General features: G+C 70.1%; 16 protein-coding genes and 1 pseudogene. 12 read left to right on the forward strand and 5 right to left on the reverse strand.

The window, feature by feature from the left end; all coding sequences use genetic code 11:
* The 5 genes and pseudogenes from ABZ833_RS42210 to ABZ833_RS42230 form a co-directional block, all read right to left on the reverse strand.
* A pseudogene (locus ABZ833_RS42210) lies at positions 1–149 on the reverse strand (2-oxoacid:ferredoxin oxidoreductase subunit beta); the annotation flags it as partial.
* Positions 142–2,073, reverse strand: a complete 1,932-nt coding sequence (locus ABZ833_RS42215; RefSeq protein ID WP_361058714.1) for a 2-oxoacid:acceptor oxidoreductase subunit alpha — start codon at positions 2,071–2,073, stop codon at positions 142–144. The gene ABZ833_RS42215 and the pseudogene ABZ833_RS42210, both read right to left, overlap by 8 nt.
* A 308-nt stretch (positions 2,074–2,381) precedes the next feature.
* Positions 2,382–3,041 (reverse strand): response regulator transcription factor, encoded by a 660-nt coding sequence (locus ABZ833_RS42220; RefSeq protein WP_361058812.1) that lies wholly within the window; start codon positions 3,039–3,041, stop codon positions 2,382–2,384.
* 217 nt (positions 3,042–3,258) lie between these two features.
* Entirely contained in the window at positions 3,259–4,614 is a 1,356-nt protein-coding gene (locus ABZ833_RS42225; RefSeq protein WP_361058716.1) for a sensor domain-containing protein, read from the reverse strand.
* 162 nt (positions 4,615–4,776) lie between these two features.
* Positions 4,777–5,967: a sensor domain-containing protein gene (locus ABZ833_RS42230; RefSeq protein WP_361058718.1), complete on the reverse strand. Its 1,191-nt coding sequence runs from the start codon at positions 5,965–5,967 to the stop codon at positions 4,777–4,779.
* A gap of 258 nt (positions 5,968–6,225) precedes the next feature.
* On the opposite strand from ABZ833_RS42230, the gene ABZ833_RS42235 reads away from it, so the two are divergent.
* The 12 genes from ABZ833_RS42235 (at position 6,226) to ABZ833_RS42290 (ending at position 17,446) form a co-directional block, all read left to right on the forward strand.
* The gene (locus ABZ833_RS42235; protein WP_361058814.1) at positions 6,226–6,609 is read left to right on the forward strand and encodes an NADH-quinone oxidoreductase subunit A; all 384 of its coding nucleotides are present in this window, start codon (positions 6,226–6,228) and stop codon (positions 6,607–6,609) included.
* Positions 6,600–7,250 carry an NADH-quinone oxidoreductase subunit B family protein gene (locus tag ABZ833_RS42240; RefSeq protein WP_361058720.1) on the forward strand — a complete coding sequence of 217 codons (651 nt, stop codon included), beginning with the start codon at positions 6,600–6,602 and terminating at the stop codon, positions 7,248–7,250. Before ABZ833_RS42235 ends, ABZ833_RS42240 begins: the two co-directional genes overlap by 10 nt.
* Entirely contained in the window at positions 7,247–8,326 is a 1,080-nt protein-coding gene (locus ABZ833_RS42245) for an NADH-quinone oxidoreductase subunit C (protein WP_361058722.1), read from the forward strand. Before ABZ833_RS42240 ends, ABZ833_RS42245 begins: the two co-directional genes overlap by 4 nt.
* A complete protein-coding gene (locus tag ABZ833_RS42250) occupies positions 8,323–9,291 on the forward strand; it encodes a complex I subunit 1 family protein (protein ID WP_361058724.1) in 969 nt (322 codons plus the stop codon). The genes ABZ833_RS42245 and ABZ833_RS42250 overlap by 4 nt, the downstream gene beginning before the upstream one ends.
* A complete protein-coding gene (locus ABZ833_RS42255) occupies positions 9,291–9,851 on the forward strand; it encodes an NADH-quinone oxidoreductase subunit I (RefSeq protein WP_361058726.1) in 561 nt (186 codons plus the stop codon). Before ABZ833_RS42250 ends, ABZ833_RS42255 begins: the two co-directional genes overlap by 1 nt.
* A complete protein-coding gene (locus ABZ833_RS42260) occupies positions 9,848–10,513 on the forward strand; it encodes an NADH-quinone oxidoreductase subunit J (protein ID WP_361058728.1) in 666 nt (221 codons plus the stop codon). Before ABZ833_RS42255 ends, ABZ833_RS42260 begins: the two co-directional genes overlap by 4 nt.
* On the forward strand, positions 10,513–10,884 hold the full coding sequence (gene nuoK, locus ABZ833_RS42265; protein ID WP_361058730.1) for an NADH-quinone oxidoreductase subunit NuoK: 372 nt from the start codon (positions 10,513–10,515) through the stop codon (positions 10,882–10,884). The genes ABZ833_RS42260 and nuoK overlap by 1 nt, the downstream gene beginning before the upstream one ends.
* A complete protein-coding gene (locus tag ABZ833_RS42270; protein ID WP_361058732.1) occupies positions 10,881–12,875 on the forward strand; it encodes an NADH-quinone oxidoreductase subunit L in 1,995 nt (664 codons plus the stop codon). Before nuoK ends, ABZ833_RS42270 begins: the two co-directional genes overlap by 4 nt.
* 6 nt (positions 12,876–12,881) lie before the next feature.
* Positions 12,882–14,471, forward strand: a complete 1,590-nt coding sequence (locus ABZ833_RS42275) for an NADH-quinone oxidoreductase subunit M (RefSeq protein WP_361058734.1) — start codon at positions 12,882–12,884, stop codon at positions 14,469–14,471.
* The gene (locus ABZ833_RS42280; protein WP_361058736.1) at positions 14,468–16,006 is read left to right on the forward strand and encodes an NADH-quinone oxidoreductase subunit N; all 1,539 of its coding nucleotides are present in this window, start codon (positions 14,468–14,470) and stop codon (positions 16,004–16,006) included. The genes ABZ833_RS42275 and ABZ833_RS42280 overlap by 4 nt, the downstream gene beginning before the upstream one ends.
* 187 nt (positions 16,007–16,193) lie before the next feature.
* A complete protein-coding gene (gene htpX / locus ABZ833_RS42285; RefSeq protein ID WP_249588360.1) occupies positions 16,194–17,057 on the forward strand; it encodes a zinc metalloprotease HtpX in 864 nt (287 codons plus the stop codon).
* On the forward strand, positions 17,054–17,446 hold the full coding sequence (locus ABZ833_RS42290; RefSeq protein WP_361058738.1) for a YccF domain-containing protein: 393 nt from the start codon (positions 17,054–17,056) through the stop codon (positions 17,444–17,446). Before htpX ends, ABZ833_RS42290 begins: the two co-directional genes overlap by 4 nt.
* Positions 17,447–17,509 lie beyond the last annotated feature (63 nt).

Here is a 17,509-nt window from a genome sequence, read left to right on the forward strand (position 1 = left end):
GCCAGGACCGCGTAGTCACCGCAGCCGGGGCACCAGCGCACCTCCTGGTCGGACTTGAAGTCCTTCATGGACTGCTTGGCCTCGGCCTTGGGCACCAGGGAAAGCGCTTCGATCGTGCTCCCGGTGCCTTCGGTCTTCGTGTCAGCCATTGATGGCCTCCTTGAGAGCCGTGGCGAGCTGCTCGGCCTTGAACGGCATTCCATTGACCTGGTTGTACGAGACCGCGTCCACGAGGTACTTGGCGCGGAGCAGTGTGGCGAGCTGCCCGAGGTTCATCTCGGGAATCACCACCTTGTCGTAACGCTTCAGGACCTCGCCCAGATTCCGCGGGAACGGGTTGAGGTGGCGCAGATGGGCCTGCGCGACGCTCTCGCCGACCGCGCGCAGACGGCGTACCGCCGCGGTGATGGGGCCGTAGGTCGAACCCCAGCCGAGGACGAGCAACTTGGCGTCACCGGTCGCGTCGTCGACCTCCAGGTCCGGGACCTCGATGCCGTCGACCTTGGCCTGGCGGGTGCGGACCATGAAGTCGTGGTTGGCCGGGTCGTACGAGATGTTGCCGGTACCGTCCTGTTTCTCGATGCCGCCGATGCGGTGTTCGAGACCGGGCGTGCCGGGGATAGCCCACGGACGGGCCAGTGTCTGCGGGTCGCGCTTGAAGGGCCAGAACACCTCGGTGCCGTCGTCCTCGGTGTGGTTGGTCCCCGAGGCGAACTGCACGCGCAGGTCCGGGAGTTCATCGGTGTCGGGGATGCGCCACGGCTCCGAGCCATTGGCCAGATAGCCGTCGCTCAAGAGGAAGACCGGCGTGCGGTAGGTGACCGCGATGCGGGCCGCCTCGATCGCGGCGTCGAAGCAGTCGGCGGGAGTCTTCGGTGCCACGATCGGCACCGGTGCCTCGCCGTTGCGCCCGAACATGGCCTGGAGCAGATCCGCCTGCTCGGTCTTGGTCGGAAGGCCGGTGGAAGGCCCACCGCGCTGGATGTCCACGATCAGCAGCGGCAGTTCGAGCGAGACCGCGAGCCCGATGGTCTCCGACTTCAGCGCCACACCGGGCCCGGACGTCGTCGTCACCGCGAGCGAGCCGCCGAACGCCGCACCGAGCGCGGCGCCGATGCCCGCGATCTCGTCCTCGGCCTGGAAGGTCCGGACACCGAAGTTCTTGTGCTTGGACAGCTCGTGCAGGATGTCCGAGGCCGGAGTGATCGGATACGAGCCCAAGTAGAGCGGCAGATCGGCCTGTTGGCCCGCGGCGATCAGCCCGTACGACAGGGCGAGGTTCCCCGAGATGTTGCGGTACGTGCCCGCCGGGAAGGCCTTGGTCGCCGGAGCCACCTCGTACGAGACCGCGAAGTCCTCCGTCGTCTCGCCGAAGTTCCAGCCGGCGTGGAAGGCCGTGATGTTGGCCTCGGCGATGTCCGGCTTCTTGGCGAACTTCGCCCGCAGGAACTTCTCGGTGCCCTCGGTCGGACGGTGGTACATCCACGACAGCAGCCCCAGGGCGAACATGTTCTTGCTGCGCCCCGCGTCCTTGCGCGAGAGGTCGAACTCCTTGAGCGCCTCGACCGTGAGTGTCGTCAGCGGCACCGGGTGGACGCTGTAGCCGTCCAGTGAGCCGTCCTCCAGCGGCGAGACCTCGTAGCCGACTTTCTGCATCGCCCGTTTGGAGAACTCGTCCGTGTTGACGATGATCTCCGCGCCCCGCGGCACATCGGCGATGTTCGCCTTCAGCGCCGCCGGGTTCATCGCGACGAGGACGTTCGGCGCGTCGCCCGGCGTGAGGATGTCGTGGTCGGCGAAGTGCAACTGAAAGGACGAGACGCCCGGCAGGGTCCCGGCAGGAGCACGGATCTCGGCGGGGAAGTTCGGCAGTGTCGAGAGGTCGTTCCCGAAGGACGCCGTCTCCGAAGTGAACCGGTCACCGGTGAGTTGCATACCGTCACCGGAGTCACCCGCGAAGCGGATGATCACCCGGTCCAGACGGCGTACGTCCTTCTCACCAGCAGGCTTGCGCTGCTCTCCGACGACTGCCCCATCGGCCTGCTCGGCTGGGCTACTGACCTGGCTGGTCACTGAACTGGACCTCCCTCGGGCGGCTGAGCGGGAAGGGCTGGGCGACCGGCCTTCCCAAGGCCCACCCTACGTCTGTAAGGGTCGCCTTCCCGGGGTAGATCGCATGACGGACGCACTTTTGAGACGTGCATATGCCCCGTTTTGCCATGGTGTGCCTCGCCCCCCGGCCCGACATGGAAGACGCCCCCCACTCATCCTTTGGTTCTAGGACTGTTCTCCGTACTCGCTCTCCGTGCGCTTGCGCTGTCGTTGCTCCGGCTCCCGCTCCGGCTCTCGCCGCAACGAATATCTGACAGGGTGTCAGATTGCTAGGAGTTGAGGTAGGTGAGAACCGCCAGTACGCGCCGGTGGTCCCCGTCGCTCTGGGAGAGACCCAGCTTCAGGAAGATGTTGCTGACGTGCTTCTCGACGGCCCCGTCACTCACCACCAACTGCCGGGCGACCGCGGAGTTCGTCCGCCCCTCGGCCATCAGACCGAGTACCTCGCGTTCGCGCGGTGTAAGCCCCGCGAGGACGTCCTGCTTGCGGCTGCGGCCGAGCAGCTGCGCCACGACCTCCGGGTCGAGCGCGGTGCCGCCCTGCGCGACACGCACCACCGCGTCCACGAACTCGCGTACCTCGGCGACACGGTCCTTGAGCAGATAGCCGACGCCACGGCTGGATCCGGCGAGGAGTTCGGTGGCGTACTGCTCCTCGACGTACTGCGAGAGGACGAGCACCCCGAGCCCGGGGAACTGGTGGCGCAGATGCACCGCGGCCCGCACCCCCTCGTCGGTGTGGGTCGGCGGCATCCGCACGTCGGCGACGACCACATCGGGCAGCGCGCCCTCCGCGGAGAGTTCGTTGACCGTCTTGATCAGCGCCTCCGCGTCGCCCACCCCCGCGACGACGTCGTGCCCGCGGTCGGTCAGCAACCGGGTCAGGCCCTCCCTCAGCAGCACTGAATCCTCGGCGATGACGACCCGCACTTTGTCCTCCACGTTCACGGCCCCCCGGCATATTCGATTCTGGTTGTCCCCCGGCACCTCAGTATCGCGCGTACGAAGGGGCGTTACGGGGTTCGAGGAGATACCGCTTGCCTGTGTTCACTCGCGGCCGACGCGGCGGAACCCACCCGATGGCCCTGTGCTGCGGGGCAATCGGGTGGGTGAGTGGGAAAGATCCGCCGCGAGGCGGCGGGACGGTCTACGCCCGCCAGGGCAGCTCCGCCGTCACGGTCGTGGGCCCGCCCACGGGGGAGTCCACGACCAGAATCCCGTCGACGGCGTCGAGGCGCTCAGCCAGGCCGCCGAGACCGGAGCCACCGGTCACATCCGCGCCCCCGGCCCCGTCGTCGGAGACCTGGAGCATCAGCCGGTCCTCGACCTGCCAGACGTCGACCGAGCCACGGGTCGCCCGCGCGTGCTTGCTGATGTTCTGCAGGAGCTCGGAGACCGTGAAGTACGCGATGCCCTCGATCGCGGCGGCGGGCCGCGCGGGCAGGTCCACCTCGACCTGGACCGGGACCGTGCACCGGGCGGCCAGCGAGGACAGCGCCGCGTCCAGGCCGCGGTCGGTCAGGACCGCGGGGTGGATGCCGCGGGCGAGGTCGCGCAGCTCCTGGAGGGCGACCTTCACCTCGCCGTGCGCCTCGCCCACCATGCGGGCCGCGGCCTCCGGGTCCTCCGTCAGCTTCTCCTTGGCGAGACCCAGGTCCATGGCGAGCGCCACCAGGCGGGCCTGTGCGCCGTCGTGCAGGTCGCGCTCGATGCGGCGCAGGTCGGCCGCCGCCGTGTCGACGACGACTCCGCGGTCCGACTCCAGCTCGACGACGCGCGTCGCCAGGCTGGAGGGGCCGAGCAGACCGACGACCATGACGCGGTCGACGGTGGTCAGGGCCCGGATGATCCAGGGCGTGGCCAGCGTGATCAGCAGGCCGGTGAGGGCGGTGACGCCGATCTCGAAGGGGTTGTCCAGATAGATGCGGTGGTTGTCGTCGCCGTAGAGCTGGATGCCGCCCTGGCCGCCGTACAGCGGGAAGAGCCACTGCCACAGCGGGTACGTGAGCATCGCCCAGCCGTACGTCCAGAAGGCCACCGACACGGTGAAGGAGAAGACCGCCCACGGCATGTGGAGGACGGAGTAGAGGACGTGCCGCCAGGAGACGCCGCTCTTGAGCACGGCGCCCATCCACGCCATCGGGCCGCCGCCCTTGGGCCGCAGCGGCTCCGGGTTCGCCACCTCCACGTCGAGCAGCGCCCGTGCCCGCACCCGCTCCAGGGAGCCGAAGCCGCGGCAGGCGGCGAGCCCGGCGGCGAGCACCGGGATGCCGATGAACGTGATCAGCAGGCCGACGCCGAGCGACAGCATCGTGACCGCGAACGTGAATGTGACGATGCTGATCGGCAGGCTCAGGAGCACATAGCCGAATTCCTTCCAGGCACGGGCCTCGATCGGCGCGCGCAGCCCGGCGGGGACGCGGGGCCGCCGCTCGTCGAGGTCGGATCCCCGGAACTCCGAACGGTCCATGCGTCCGTACTCCTGTCCGTACTCCGTGGCCATCGGTGTCGTCCGTTTCTGCTCGGTCTGCGGTTCGCGGTTCGTGGTCTGCGGTCCGCGGTTCCCGCGGTATCTCCAGAGTGCTGGCCGAGGCTGATCCGGACCATGTGGTGCGTAGGTGTCTTGGACCGGGGGTTTTCCCTACCCCGGCCATCATCCCGGGCGTCACCCCTGGGCTGCGTGGTCCCGGTCCCGCCACGGCAGCTCCGCCGTGATCGTCGTGGGCCCGCCCTCCGGGGAGTCGATCACGAACAGGCCGTCGACCGCGCCGAGCCGGTCCGCGAGCCCCGCCATGCCCGTGCCCCCGTCCAGACTCGCGCCGCCCCGGCCGTCGTCCCACACCTGGATGAGGAGGCGCTGATCGGCGCGCCACACCTCCACGGACGCCGTACGCGCCCCGCTGTGCTTGCTGACGTTCTGCAGGAGCTCGGAGACCGTGAAGTACGCGCTGCCCTCGATCGCCGCGGCCGGGCGCGACGGCAGATCGGCCGTCACCTTCACCGGGACCGTGCACCGGGCGGCCAGCGAGGACAGCGCCGCGTCCAGGCCGCGGTCGGTGAGGACCGCGGGGTGGATGCCGCGGGCGAGGTCGCGCAGCTCCTGGAGGGCGAGCTTCACCTCGCCGTGCGCCTCGTCGACCATCGCCGCCACCGTGTCGTCGGCCTGCCCCTCCAGGAGTTTCTCCTTGGCCAGACCGAGCCCCATGGCGAGCGCCACCAGGCGGGCCTGTGCCCCGTCGTGCAGGTCGCGCTCGATGCGGCGCAGGTCGGCCGCCGCCGTGTCGACCACGACTCCGCGGTCCGACTCCAACTCGACGATGCGCCGCTCCAGTTCGTCGGAGGGCGAGAGAAGTCCGCGCACCATCGCGCGATCGGCGTTGGTCAGTCCGCGCACGATGTAAGGGAGCACCGGCCACAGCACGAAGAGCCCGACCATGCTGACGGTGAAGGTCACCACGCCCCAGGGCAGCCGCATGAACGAGTACAGCATCGTGCGCCAGCCGACCGGATCCTTCAGGCTCGTCCACAGCCAGCTGAAGAAGCCGTGCCCCCGCTGCCTCGGCATCGGACTCGGCTCGTCGATCCGCAGCCCGAGCAGCTTCCGCGCCCGCGCCCGCTCCCACGTGCCGATGAGGCGCGCACCGAGCAGCGCGCCCGCGAGCAGCGGCAGGCCGACGACCGTCACGGCGAGACCGCCGCCGGCCGCGAGCGTCACGACCACATAGACGAAACCGGCCACGCCCAGCGGCAGGTTGGCGAGGAGGTGCGCGATCTCCTTCCAGGTCTGCCGGTCGTACGCCGCGAAGCGCGCGGGCGGTGGCGGTGGCGTGGACGAGGGCCTGGTGCTTGCGGTCATACGCGCCAGAGTGCACGGCTTGTCGCCGCGATGCCATGAGGAGGGCCGCCCGGACTCCCGGGGGATAACCCCACCCGTCGGTGCACCCGCGGTGCACTCGCGGTTCACCCGAGGTGCCCCATCACGGCCGATCAGTCCTTGCCGATGCGTGACGCTCTGCTTACCTCGTCTTTAGCAGGCCCTAGACTCCCGTGCGTACAGATCGTCGAACAGTGATGAGTGTCAGAGGCGGTCAGGGAGTGAGGGGCTGACGTGCACGTGAGAGACGTCGCGGCGAGCTACTACCAGTCGTACTCCGTCGTCGGACTGCTCGCCGTCGTCGGCGTGCTGTTCGTCGCCGTCGCCTTCGGCGCGGGGCGGCTGCTGCGGCCCGTCGTGCCGACGCCCGAGAAGCTCCTGACGTACGAGTGCGGCGTCGACCCGGTCGGCGACGGCTGGGCCCACACCCAGGTCCGCTACTACGTCTACGCGTTCCTCTATGTCATCTTCGCCGTCGACTCGATCTTCCTCTTCCCCTGGGCGACGGTATTCGCCGCGCCCGGCTACGGTGCGACGACGCTGGTGGAGATGTTCATCTTCCTCGGCTTCCTGACCGTGGGCCTGCTGTACGCATACAAGAAGGGCGTCCTGACATGGACGTGACCCCGGAGCCCGTGCTCCTGCCCGAGCCGACCCTGCTCCCCACGCCCGAGCCGCAGAAGCTGGGCGTGCTCTCGCGCCTGGCACCCGAGCCGATGAAGGTGGTCCTCAACTGGGGCCGCCGGTACTCGCTGTGGGTCTTCAACTTCGGCCTCGCCTGTTGCGCCATCGAGTTCATCGCCGCCTCCATGGCCCGGCACGACTTCATCCGGCTCGGCGTGATCCCGTTCGCGCCCGGCCCGCGCCAGGCCGACCTGATGGTGGTGTCGGGCACGGTCACGGACAAGATGGCCCCGGCCGTGAAGCGTCTGTACGAGCAGATGCCCGAGCCCAAGTACGTCATCTCCTTCGGCGCCTGCTCCAACTGCGGCGGTCCGTACTGGGATTCGTACGCGGTGACCAAGGGCGTCGACCAGATCATTCCGGTCGATGTGTACGTACCCGGCTGCCCGCCCCGTCCCGAGGCGCTGCTCCAGGGCATCCTCAAGCTCCAGGAGAAGATCGCTCGGGAGTCGCTTGCGGAGCGGTACGGCAATGGTGGACGCCCTTCGGCGGCGGCTCTGCAGAGCGGACTCGTGAAGCCGCCGGTGCCGGGTGCGTCCGAGTCCGCGTCCGGGTCCGTGGCAGGGGAGGGGAAGGCATGACCGGCTGGCTGCCGAGCCCCGTCGAGGAGCTCTTCGGCACGGAGGCCACGGCGGACGAGTCGTACGACCTCCTGACGGTCGACGTCCCGCCGAGCTCGTGGATCGCGGCGCTCGAAACCGCGCGCACGACCCTGACCTGCACCTACTTCGACTGGCTGAGCGCCGTCGACGAACCGGGCACGGGCTTTCTCGTCTCGGCCCACGTCGTCGCCCTCTCTCCGGTACGTCGCCTCCTCATCCGTACGACCGTCCCGCACGACGCCCCGGTCCTGCCGACCGCGGTCGACGTCTACGCGGGCGCGGCGTGGCACGAGCGCGAGACGCACGAGATGTTCGGCGTCGCTTTCGAGGGCCACCCGCACCTGGTGCCGCTGCTCCTGCCGGACACCTTCGAAGGCCACCCCCTGCGCAAGGACTTCGTCCTGGCGGCGCGGGTCGCGAAGGCGTGGCCCGGCGCGAAGGAGCCGGGGGAGTCGGAGCACGGCGGTCCCAAGCGCCGCCAGATGCTGCCTCCCGGCGTACCCGACCCGAACGAATGGGGCCCCCTGAAGGGCCAACTCCCCGCGGCCCCGGCCCGCCCGGCCCGCGGCGCCGCCCGCGCGGCAGGCGACCGCCCGGTCCGCAGGGCACGCACGGCGGGCGAGGGCTCGGCGAGCCAGGCGGCGGGTGCACAGCCGGCCACCGGTCAGCCCGAGGGCGCGCAGCCGGAGGCGCCTGCTCCGCGCAGGTCGCGCAGCGTGAGCCAGGGCTCGGCGTCACAGCGACCGGCGACGGAGGCAACGCCGAAGCCCGAGCCGAAGCCCGAGCCGAAGCCTGAGCCTGAGGCTGCTTCGGCACCCGAGCCGAAGCCAGAGGCCGCACCGGATGCCGAGGCCAAGCCCGAGGCACCCTCAGCCAGTTCCGACGCCCCATGGCACCAGGCCCGCCCGGCGTTCGAGGACACCAAGAAGCCCGCCGACACCGCCGAAGACAGCGGTCCCGAAGACAGCGGTCCCGAAGACAGCGGTCCCGAAGACAGCAGCCCCGAAGCCAACGACCAGCCCGAGGACAACGACCGCCCAGGAGGCACGGAGTGACCGACGCGCTCGACGTCGCCCTGCGTCTCCTCATCGTCTTCGCCGTCTTCCTCGTCCTGCCCCTGGTCATCGGCCAGACCGAGCACAAGGTGATGGCCCACATGCAGGGCCGCCTCGGCCCCATGTACGCGGGCGGCTTCCACGGCTGGGCCCAGCTCGTCGCCGACGGAGTCAAGTTCGCGCAGAAGGAAGACGTCGTACCGGCCGAGGCCGACCGCCGCATCTTCCAGCTCGCCCCCGCCGTCGCCCTGCTGCCCTACCTCCTCGTCCTGGTGGCCATCCCCATCGGCCCGAGCGAAGGCGCCGTCGGTCAACTCGTCGACGCGGGCATCTTCTTCGTGCTCGCGGTCATGGGCGTCGGCGTACTCGGCTCGCTCATGGCGGGCTGGGCAAGCGCCAACAAGTTCTCCCTCCTCGGCGGCCTGCGCACCGCCGCCCAGCTCCTCGCGTACGAACTCCCGATGCTGCTCGCCGCGGCCTCGGTCGCGATGGCGGCGGGGACGGTGTCGCTGCCCGGCATCCTCAACGCCTTCGAGTGGTGGTGGCTGCCCTGGCAGATCGTCGGCGCCCTCGTCTTCTTCGTCGCGGGCCTCGCCGAACTCCAGCGCCCGCCCTTCGACATGCCGGTCGCCGACTCAGAGATCATCTTCGGTGCGTACACCGAGTACACGGGCCTGCGCTTCGCCCTCTTCCTCCTCGCCGAGTACGCCGGAATCGTCGTCCTGTGCGGTCTCACCACCGTCCTCTTCCTCGGCGGCTGGCACGGCCCCTGGGGCGCCGACGGCCTCGGCTGGGTCTGGACCCTCCTGAAGACGGGCGTACTCGCCTTCCTCGTGATCTGGCTGCGCGTCAGCTACCCCCGTCTCCGCGAGGACCAGCTCCAGAAGCTCTCCTGGACCCTCCTCGTCCCGCTCGCCCTCGCGCAGATCGCGCTCACCGGAATCGTGAAGGTGGCGATCAACTAATGCCTCCGATCCCTGGCAGCGGCCTGGCCAAGGGCCTCGCCGTCACCCTCCGCACGATGACGAAGAAGACCGTCACCGAGCAGTACCCGGAGCACCAGCCCGAACTCCCGCCCCGCACCCGGGGCGTCATCGGTCTCTTCGAGGAGAACTGCACGGTCTGCATGCTCTGCGCCCGGGAGTGCCCGGACTGGTGCATCTACATCGACTCCCACAAGGAGACGGTCCCGCCGGCCGTCGAAGGCGGCCGCGAGCGCAGCCGCAACGTCCTCGACCGCTTCGCCATCGACTTCTCCCTCTGCATGTACTGCGGCATCTGCATCGAGGTCTGCCCCTTCGACGCACTGTTCTGGTCCCCGGAGTTCGAGTACGCCGAGACCGACATCCACGAACTCACCCACGAGCGCGACAAGCTCCGCGACTGGATGTGGACGGTCCCCGCCCCGCCGGCCCTTGACCCCGCGGCCGAGGAGCCCAAGGAGATCGCCACCGCCCGCAAGACGGCGGAGAAGCTGGCCGCCGCCCAGGAAGCCGAAGCAGCCGGACCGGAGGGAGACGCGTGACCCTCGCAGCAACCGCCCCTCTGGCCCCTCTGGCCGCCAACGCCCCCCAGGGCTTCCTCTCCCCGACGGGAGTGGAGATCGCCTTCCTCCTGGTCGGCCTCGTCACCCTCGGCTCGGCGATCGTCACCGTCACCACCAAGCAGCTGGTGCACGCCGCCCTGTGGCTGGTGGCGACGCTCGGCGGCCTGGCCGTCGAGTACCTCCTGCTCACCGCAGAGTTCATCGCCTGGGTGCAGGTCCTCATCTACGTCGGCTCCGTCGTCGTCCTCCTCCTCTTCGGTCTGATGCTGACGCGGGCCCCCATCGGCCGCTCCCCGGACGCCGATTCGGGCAACCGCCCCGTCGCGCTCGCGGTGGCCGTCCTCGCGGCGGCCGCCCTGGTCTGGGTCGTCGTCGACGCCTTCCGGACGACCTGGATCGACCTCGACCGCGCCGCCGACGAGGCCCAGGGCTCCACCGCCGTGACCGGACAGTTCCTCTTCCGGCACTGGGTGCTGCCCTTCGAGGCCCTCTCGGTCCTGCTCCTCGCCGCCCTGGTCGGCGCGATCGTCCTCTCCCGCAGGAACGCCCGCATGACCCGCCTGCCTCGCCAGACCCGTCAGAACGGCGCCCCCGGCGACAGCCCCACGACCGGTGCCCCCAGCGACAAGGAGCAGCGCTGATGCACCTCGCCTATCCCGCCGTCCTGGCCGTCCTCCTCTTCTGCGTAGGCCTGTACGGAGTCCTCGCACGCCGCAACGCGATCCTGGTCCTGATGTCCGTCGAGCTGATGCTCAACGCCGTCAACCTCAACCTGGTCGCCTTCGACGTCTGGCTCCGCGACGCCCTCCACTCCGGCCAGGCCCTGACCCTCTTCACCATCGCCATCGCCGCGGCGGAGATCGGCATCGGCCTCGCGATCGTCCTTGCGGTCTACCGCAACCGCGGCTCCTCCGCCGTCGACGAACTCCGCGACACCGCCGAGGGCCCTGACGTCGAGGACGCCGTCGGCGAAGAGCCCGCCCCGGCACAGAAGGCTGAGGCCACCGCGTGACCACGACCACCCTCGCCGTACTCGTCCCCCTCCTGCCGTTCCTCGGCGCGGTCGCAGGACTGCTGCTCGGCCGCACCGTCCCGGGTCTCGTACGCCCCCTCGCGGTGCTGCCCACCCTGGTGGCGCTGGTCATCGCCGTCCTGGCCGCGGCCCGTCACGGCGGCGGCGCCGACATCGACTCCGCCACCGAGCTCACCCCGACCGGCTCGGTCCCCATCGAACTCGCCCTGCACATCGACGGCTTCGCCGCCCTGGTCGCCGTCCTGGTCGGCGTCGTCGCCTCCTGCGTGCAGATCTACTCGACGGGCTACCTGCGCGACGACCCGCGCTACCCCTCGTACGCCGCTCTCGTCTCCCTCTTCACCTCCGCGATGCTGCTCGTCGTCTACTCCGGCGACCTGATGGTGCTCCTGGTCGGCTGGGAGATCATGGGCATCTGCTCGTACTTCCTCGTCGGCCACTACTGGGAGACGCCCGAAGCCCGCGCCGCCTCCCTCAAGGCCTTCCTGGTCACCAAGCTCGGCGACGTCCCCTTCCTGATCGGCCTGTTCGCGCTCGCCGTCGACGCCGGGTCGTTCCGCATCACGACGATCCTCGCGAAGGTCGCCGACGGCGGACTCGACCACCCGACGCTGATCGCCCTGCTGCTCCTCGCCGGTGTGGCGGGCAAGTCCGCGCAGTTCCCGCTGCACACCTGGCTGCCCGACGCGATGGCCGGCCCGACCCCCGTCTCCGCGCTCATCCACGCCGCGACGATGGTCGCCGCCGGTGTCTACTTCGTGGCCCGGCTCCTCCCGGTCTTCGCCGCCTCGTCGGCAGCCCTGGTCGTCCTCGCCGTCATGGCCGCCGTCACGATGGCGGGATCGGCCCTGGCCGCGCTCGCCCAGGACGACATCAAGCGGGTCCTCGCCTACTCGACGATCGGCCAGCTCGGCTATCTGACCGGCGCCCTCGCCGTCGGCGACCGCGGCGCCGCCGTCTTCCACCTCCTGTCGCACGGCGCCTTCAAGGCGCTCCTCTTCCTCGGCGCGGGCGTGATCATCCACGCCGCCGGCACCAACTCCCTCGCCGCGATGTCCCGCATGAAGGGCCTGCGCGACCGGGTGCCCGACGCCTTCTGGACGATGACCGTGGCGCTCCTCGCGCTCGCCGCGATCCCGCCGTTCAGCGGCTTCTTCTCCAAGGAAGCCGTCCTGGGCGCCGCCGAGCACGCGGCCACCGGACACTCCGAGACCGCCCCCACCGCGGCGGGCTGGATCGTCCTCGTCGCCGGTCTCGTCACCGCCCTGCTCACCGCGGCCTACGCGACGCGCCTGTGGCTCCTCGCCTTCAACGGCCAGGGTCCAGAAGCCCCGGACCACGGCCGCCAGCCCGTCACGATGACCGCCGTGCTCTGGGTGCTCGCCGTGCCCTCACTCGCCTTCGGCCTCACCGTCGGCGTCCTGCCGGACTGGTTCGACGGCCACTCGCTCACCCCGACCCTCACCACCTCCGTCCTCGGCACGGGACTCGCCCTCGTCGGCGGGCTCGTCACGTACGGCGCGTGGCGGCACACCACGGCGCTCGCCGTCCGCCACCCGATGGGCGCGGTCGCCGCCGACGCGGGTGCCGACGGAGGCCTGGTCGAGGCCGAGGCCATCGCCTCGCACGAACCGGCCTACGGAGACGTGGCCGCAGCCCACGACCCGGCCGACCCGGGCCGCCTCCTGCTCGGCCCGCTGCACCGGCACGCCGCCGTCGGCTTCCACCTCGACGCCCTCTACGCCGCGCTGTTCGTGCGCCCCGTCCAGGCCGCCGCGCGCCTCGTCCGGTTCCTCGACCGCGAGGTTGTCGACACGTACGTACGCGGCGCGGGCACCGCACCCCGCTGGCTCGGCGCGGCCGTCCGCCGCGCGCAGACCGGCAACGTGCAGACCTACCTGAGCGCGCTGCTCGCAGGCACCGTCGTCCTGGCTGTCGCCGCCGTCCTCGTCGCCACCGTCGGAGCGTGAGCAGCCGTGATCGATATCAGTGAATCCGTGATGCAGCTTCTTCTGGCGTTGATCGTGGTCGGCCCGCTCATCGGCGCCGTGGCCGCCCTGCTCCCGGCCCCGCCCGGACTGAAGGGGAAGTCGCCCGACCAGGCGGTGCTGCGCCACGGCGTGGTCGTGACCGGCGTGATCCTCATCGCGGCGATCGTCCTGGCGCTCGGCTTCGACCATGACCACCCGTCAAAGATGCAGGCCACGACCGATATCAGCTGGATCCCCGCACTCGACGTGCGCATCCACCTCGGCATCGACGGCATCTCGCTCCCCCTCCTGGTCCTGACCGCGCTGCTGACCTTCCTCTGCGCGCTGTACTCCTACTTCAAAATGCCGTCGGGCCCGTCTCCCAAGGCATTCGTCGCGCTGATCCTCGTGCTCGAGTCCGGCACCCTCGCGACCTTCGCCGTCCTCGATCTGCTGCTGTTCTTCCTGGCGTTCGAGATGGTCCTCATCCCGATGTACTTCCTCATCGCCCGCTGGGGCGGCGCCCAACGCACGCAGGCGGCTTGGAAGTTCATCCTCTACACGCTTCTCGGCTCCGTCGTGATGCTGCTCGGTCTCCTTCTCATCGGCCTCAAGTCCGGCACATTCGACATGGTGGCACTCGCCACTGACAACGGCCGCGGGCTGACCACATCCGTGCAGGTCATCGCCGTTCTGGCGATCGGGATCGGGCTCGCGGTCAAGACGCCGATGTGGCCGCTGCACAGCTGGCTGCCGGACGCGCACACCGCCGCGCCCACCGTCGGCTCGGTCCTGCTGGCCGGTGTGATGCTGAAGATGGGCACGTACGGCTTCGTCCGGATCCTGCTGCCGGTCACGCCCGACGGGATGCACACCTTCGCGCCGTACCTCGCCGCCTTCGCGGTCGTCGGGATCATCTACGGCTCGCTCGCCTGCCTCGCCCTCGCCAAGCAGGGCGCGAAGGGCGACCTCAAGCGCCTCATCGCGTACTCGTCCGTGGGCCACATGGGCTTCGTCCTGCTCGGCATCTCGACGATGAGCCCGACCGGCGTGAACGGCGCGCTGTTCGCCAACATCGCGCACGGCCTCATCACCGGCCTGCTGTTCTTCCTCGTCGGCGCCCTCAAGGACCGCACCGGCACCAGCGACCTCGACACCCTCGCGCAGGAATCGGGCGCCGCGCTCTACGGCAAGGCACCCCGCCTCGGCGGCCTCCTCGCCTTCGGCGCCGTCGCCTCGCTCGGCCTGCCGGGCCTGGCCGGGTTCTGGGGCGAAATGCTCGCCCTGTTCGGCGCGTTCAAGCCCGCCGACGACCTCAGCCGCCCCGCCTTCCTCACCTTCATGGCGATCGCCGCCTTCGGCACCCTGCTCACCGCCGCGTACATGCTCATCGTCGTACGCCGCGTCTGCATGGGCCCGATGCCCCAGGGCGCCGCCACGACCGATACTCCGGCGCTCGCCGACGTCCAGGGCTATGAGTTCGCCGCCTGGACCCCGCTCGTCGCCCTCACCGTCCTCGCCGGACTCTGGCCCGCCGCTCTGCTCGGCCTCACCGACCCGGCCGTGCAGCAGCTCCTCTCAGGAGGCAAGTCGTGACCGTGGCCGCCGAAAGCGCCGCCGGCGTCGTCCAGTCCGTCGACTGGCTCGCGATCGCTCCGCCCACCATCGCGGCCGTCGTCGGTCTCCTCGTGCTCGTCGCCGACCTCTTCGTGGGCGACAAGAAGAAGGCGCTGCTCGGCTGGATCTCCGTGGCGGGCCTCGCCGTCGCCGCGCTCTCCCTGCTGCCGATCCTGAACGACGACCGTTCGACGTTCTGCCTGACCGGCGGCGCGGACGCCTGCAGCTACACCGCCGACCGCTTCACGCTCGTCATCCAGCTGCTCGTACTCGGCGGCGCCCTGCTGGCCGCGCTGCTCTCGATGACCGCGCTCAAGGACGCGAACGGCACGGAGAAGGAACTCCCCGAAGGGGAGTTCTGGTTCCTGCTGCTCTCCTCCGCCGCGGGTGCCGCACTGCTGCCGGCGTCGCGTGACCTGGCGACCCTGATCGTCGCCCTCGAAGTCGCCTCGCTGCCCGCCTTCGCGCTCGTGGGCCTGCGGCACGGCGACAAGCGGTCCTCCGAAGCGGCCCTGAAGTTCTTCCTCTCCTCGGTCACCGCGACCGCCGTGACGCTGATGGGCGTCAGCTTCGTGTACGCCGCCACCGGCACCCTGCACCTCACGGAGATCGCCGAAGAGCTCCAGCACGTCGACGGACAGCTGGACACGCTCGCCCAGACCGGCGTCGCCCTCACCCTGGTCGGCTTCGCCTTCAAGGTGGCCGCCGTGCCCTTCCACTTCTGGGTGCCCGACACCTACGTGGGCGCCCCCTTGCCGGTGGCGGCCTACCTCTCCGTGGTCGGCAAGGCGGTCGGCTTCACCGGCCTGATCCTCGTCACCGTCGTCGCCTTCCCCTCGTACGCGGACGTGTGGGGCCCCGCACTGGCCGTGCTCGCCGCCCTCACCATGACCGCGGGCAACGTGGCGGCGCTGCGCCAGCAGTCCACGCGCGCGTACAGCGCGGTCCGGCTGCTCGCCTGGTCATCGGTCGGCCAGGCGGGATACCTCCTGGTGCCGATCGCCGCCGCCGGATACGCCGACAACCCCGCCGAGGCCGAGAAGGCCATCGGCTCCACCGTCGCGTACGCCCTGATGTACGCGGCCGTGAACCTCGGAGCCTTCGCCGTCGCCGCGCTCGTCGGCCGCACCCAGCGCCTGAACCGCGTCAGCGACTACCGGGGCCTGTACGCGAGGAGCCCCCTCGCGGCCCTGGTGCTCGGCTTCTTCCTGCTCTGCCTCGCGGGCCTGCCGCCGGGCATCATCGGCCTCTTCGCGAAGGTCACCGTCTTCTCGGCGGCGGTCGACGCGGGCCTGGGCTGGCTCACCGTGGTGATGGCCGTGAACGTGGTGATCGCCCTCTTCTACTACCTCCAGTGGACCGCGCTGCTCTTCCGCGCCCCCGAGGGCGAGCCGGTCAAGCACCGCGTCCCCGCGCCCCTGACGGCGGCCATCGCCCTGACCGCGGTCCTCGGCATCGCGCTCTCCGGCGCGCCGCAGCTCGTCCTGAGGTTCTCCGACACCGGCCTCTTCTGACGCGTTCGCCTTCTCCACAAGGTCTCCACAGGGCCGCTCGGGCATCACCCGAGCGGCCCACATCGCTCCTGCGCGCACAAGGGAACTAGTGCTCCCCGCCTGGCGTTGACCAGTACGGGAGGGTCCACTGAAGAGTGGAAGCACCAGTAGACAGAGGGTTCCCCCACGCACCACAGGAGGGCGTACCGTGCACCGCCGGCACAACGGGCTGAAGACCGCCGTACTCCTCGGGGGACTGTCCGCTCTCATCCTCGTCATCGGCAGTTTCTTCGGACGTACGGGCTTGATCGTCGCGCTCTTCGTGGCGCTCGGCACCAACGCGTACGCGTACTGGAACAGCGACAAGCTGGCCCTGCGTGCCATGCGCGCGCGCCCGGTGAGCGAATTCGAGGCACCCGAGCTGTACCGCATGGTCCGCGAGCTCTCGACCCAGGCCCGCCAGCCCATGCCCCGTCTCTACATCTCGCCCACCGAGGCACCGAACGCGTTCGCGACGGGCCGCAATCCGCGCAACGCGGCGGTGTGCTGCACCGACGGCATCCTGCGCCTCCTGGACGAGCGCGAGCTGCGCGGCGTCATCGGCCACGAGCTCAGCCACGTCTACAACCGCGACATCCTGATCTCGTCGGTCGCCGGTGCACTCGCCTCGGTGATCATGTTCCTGGTCAACTTCGCCTGGCTGATCCCGATCGGCAGGTCGAACGACAACGAAGGCCCCGGCATCTTCGGCATGCTCCTGATCATGCTCCTGGGACCCCTGGCCGCCTCCGTCATCCAACTCGCGATCAGCCGCTCCAGGGAGTACGAGGCCGACGCGTCCGGCGCGCAGCTGACGGGGGACCCACTGGCCCTCGCGAGCGCCCTGCGTAAGCTCGACGCGGGCACCAAGCAGCTTCCGCTGCCGCCCGAGCCACGCCTTGAGACGGCAAGTCACATGATGATTGCGAACCCTTTCCGTCCGGGGCAGGGCATGTCCAAGATGTTTTCCACGCACCCGCCGATGGCGGAGCGCATTGCCCGGCTCGAGCAGATGGCAGGTCGCCACCAGTGAAGACAATCCTCAACGTCATTTGGCTCGTCCTGTGCGGCTTCTGGATGTTCCTCGGCTATCTCGTGGCGGGGCTGATCCTGTGCATCACGATCATCGGCATCCCGTTCGGCCTCGCCAGCTTCCGCATCGGCCGCTATGCCCTGTGGCCCTTCGGGTACACGACAGTTGAGCGCCGCGACGCGGGCGCGCCGTCCTGCGTCGGCAACGTCCTGTGGCTGGTCCTGGCGGGCTGGTGGCTCGCGCTCGGCCACATCGTCACGGGCTTCCTCCTGTGCGTCACGATCATCGGCATCCCGCTGGGCGTCGCCAACTTCAAGCTGATCCCCGTGTCCTTGATGCCGCTCGGCCGCGAAATCGTGCGCACGGACCAGCCGTTCGCGCAGCGCTAGCGCGCCGTCCGGGCCGCGGCGCGGCCCGGTAAGCGTGTGTCATACACCGCACCGAGCCGATCA

Source organism: Streptomyces sp. NPDC047525 (assembly GCF_040643025.1).
In the GTDB taxonomy this organism is placed as follows: domain Bacteria; phylum Actinomycetota; class Actinomycetes; order Streptomycetales; family Streptomycetaceae; genus Streptomyces; species Streptomyces durmitorensis.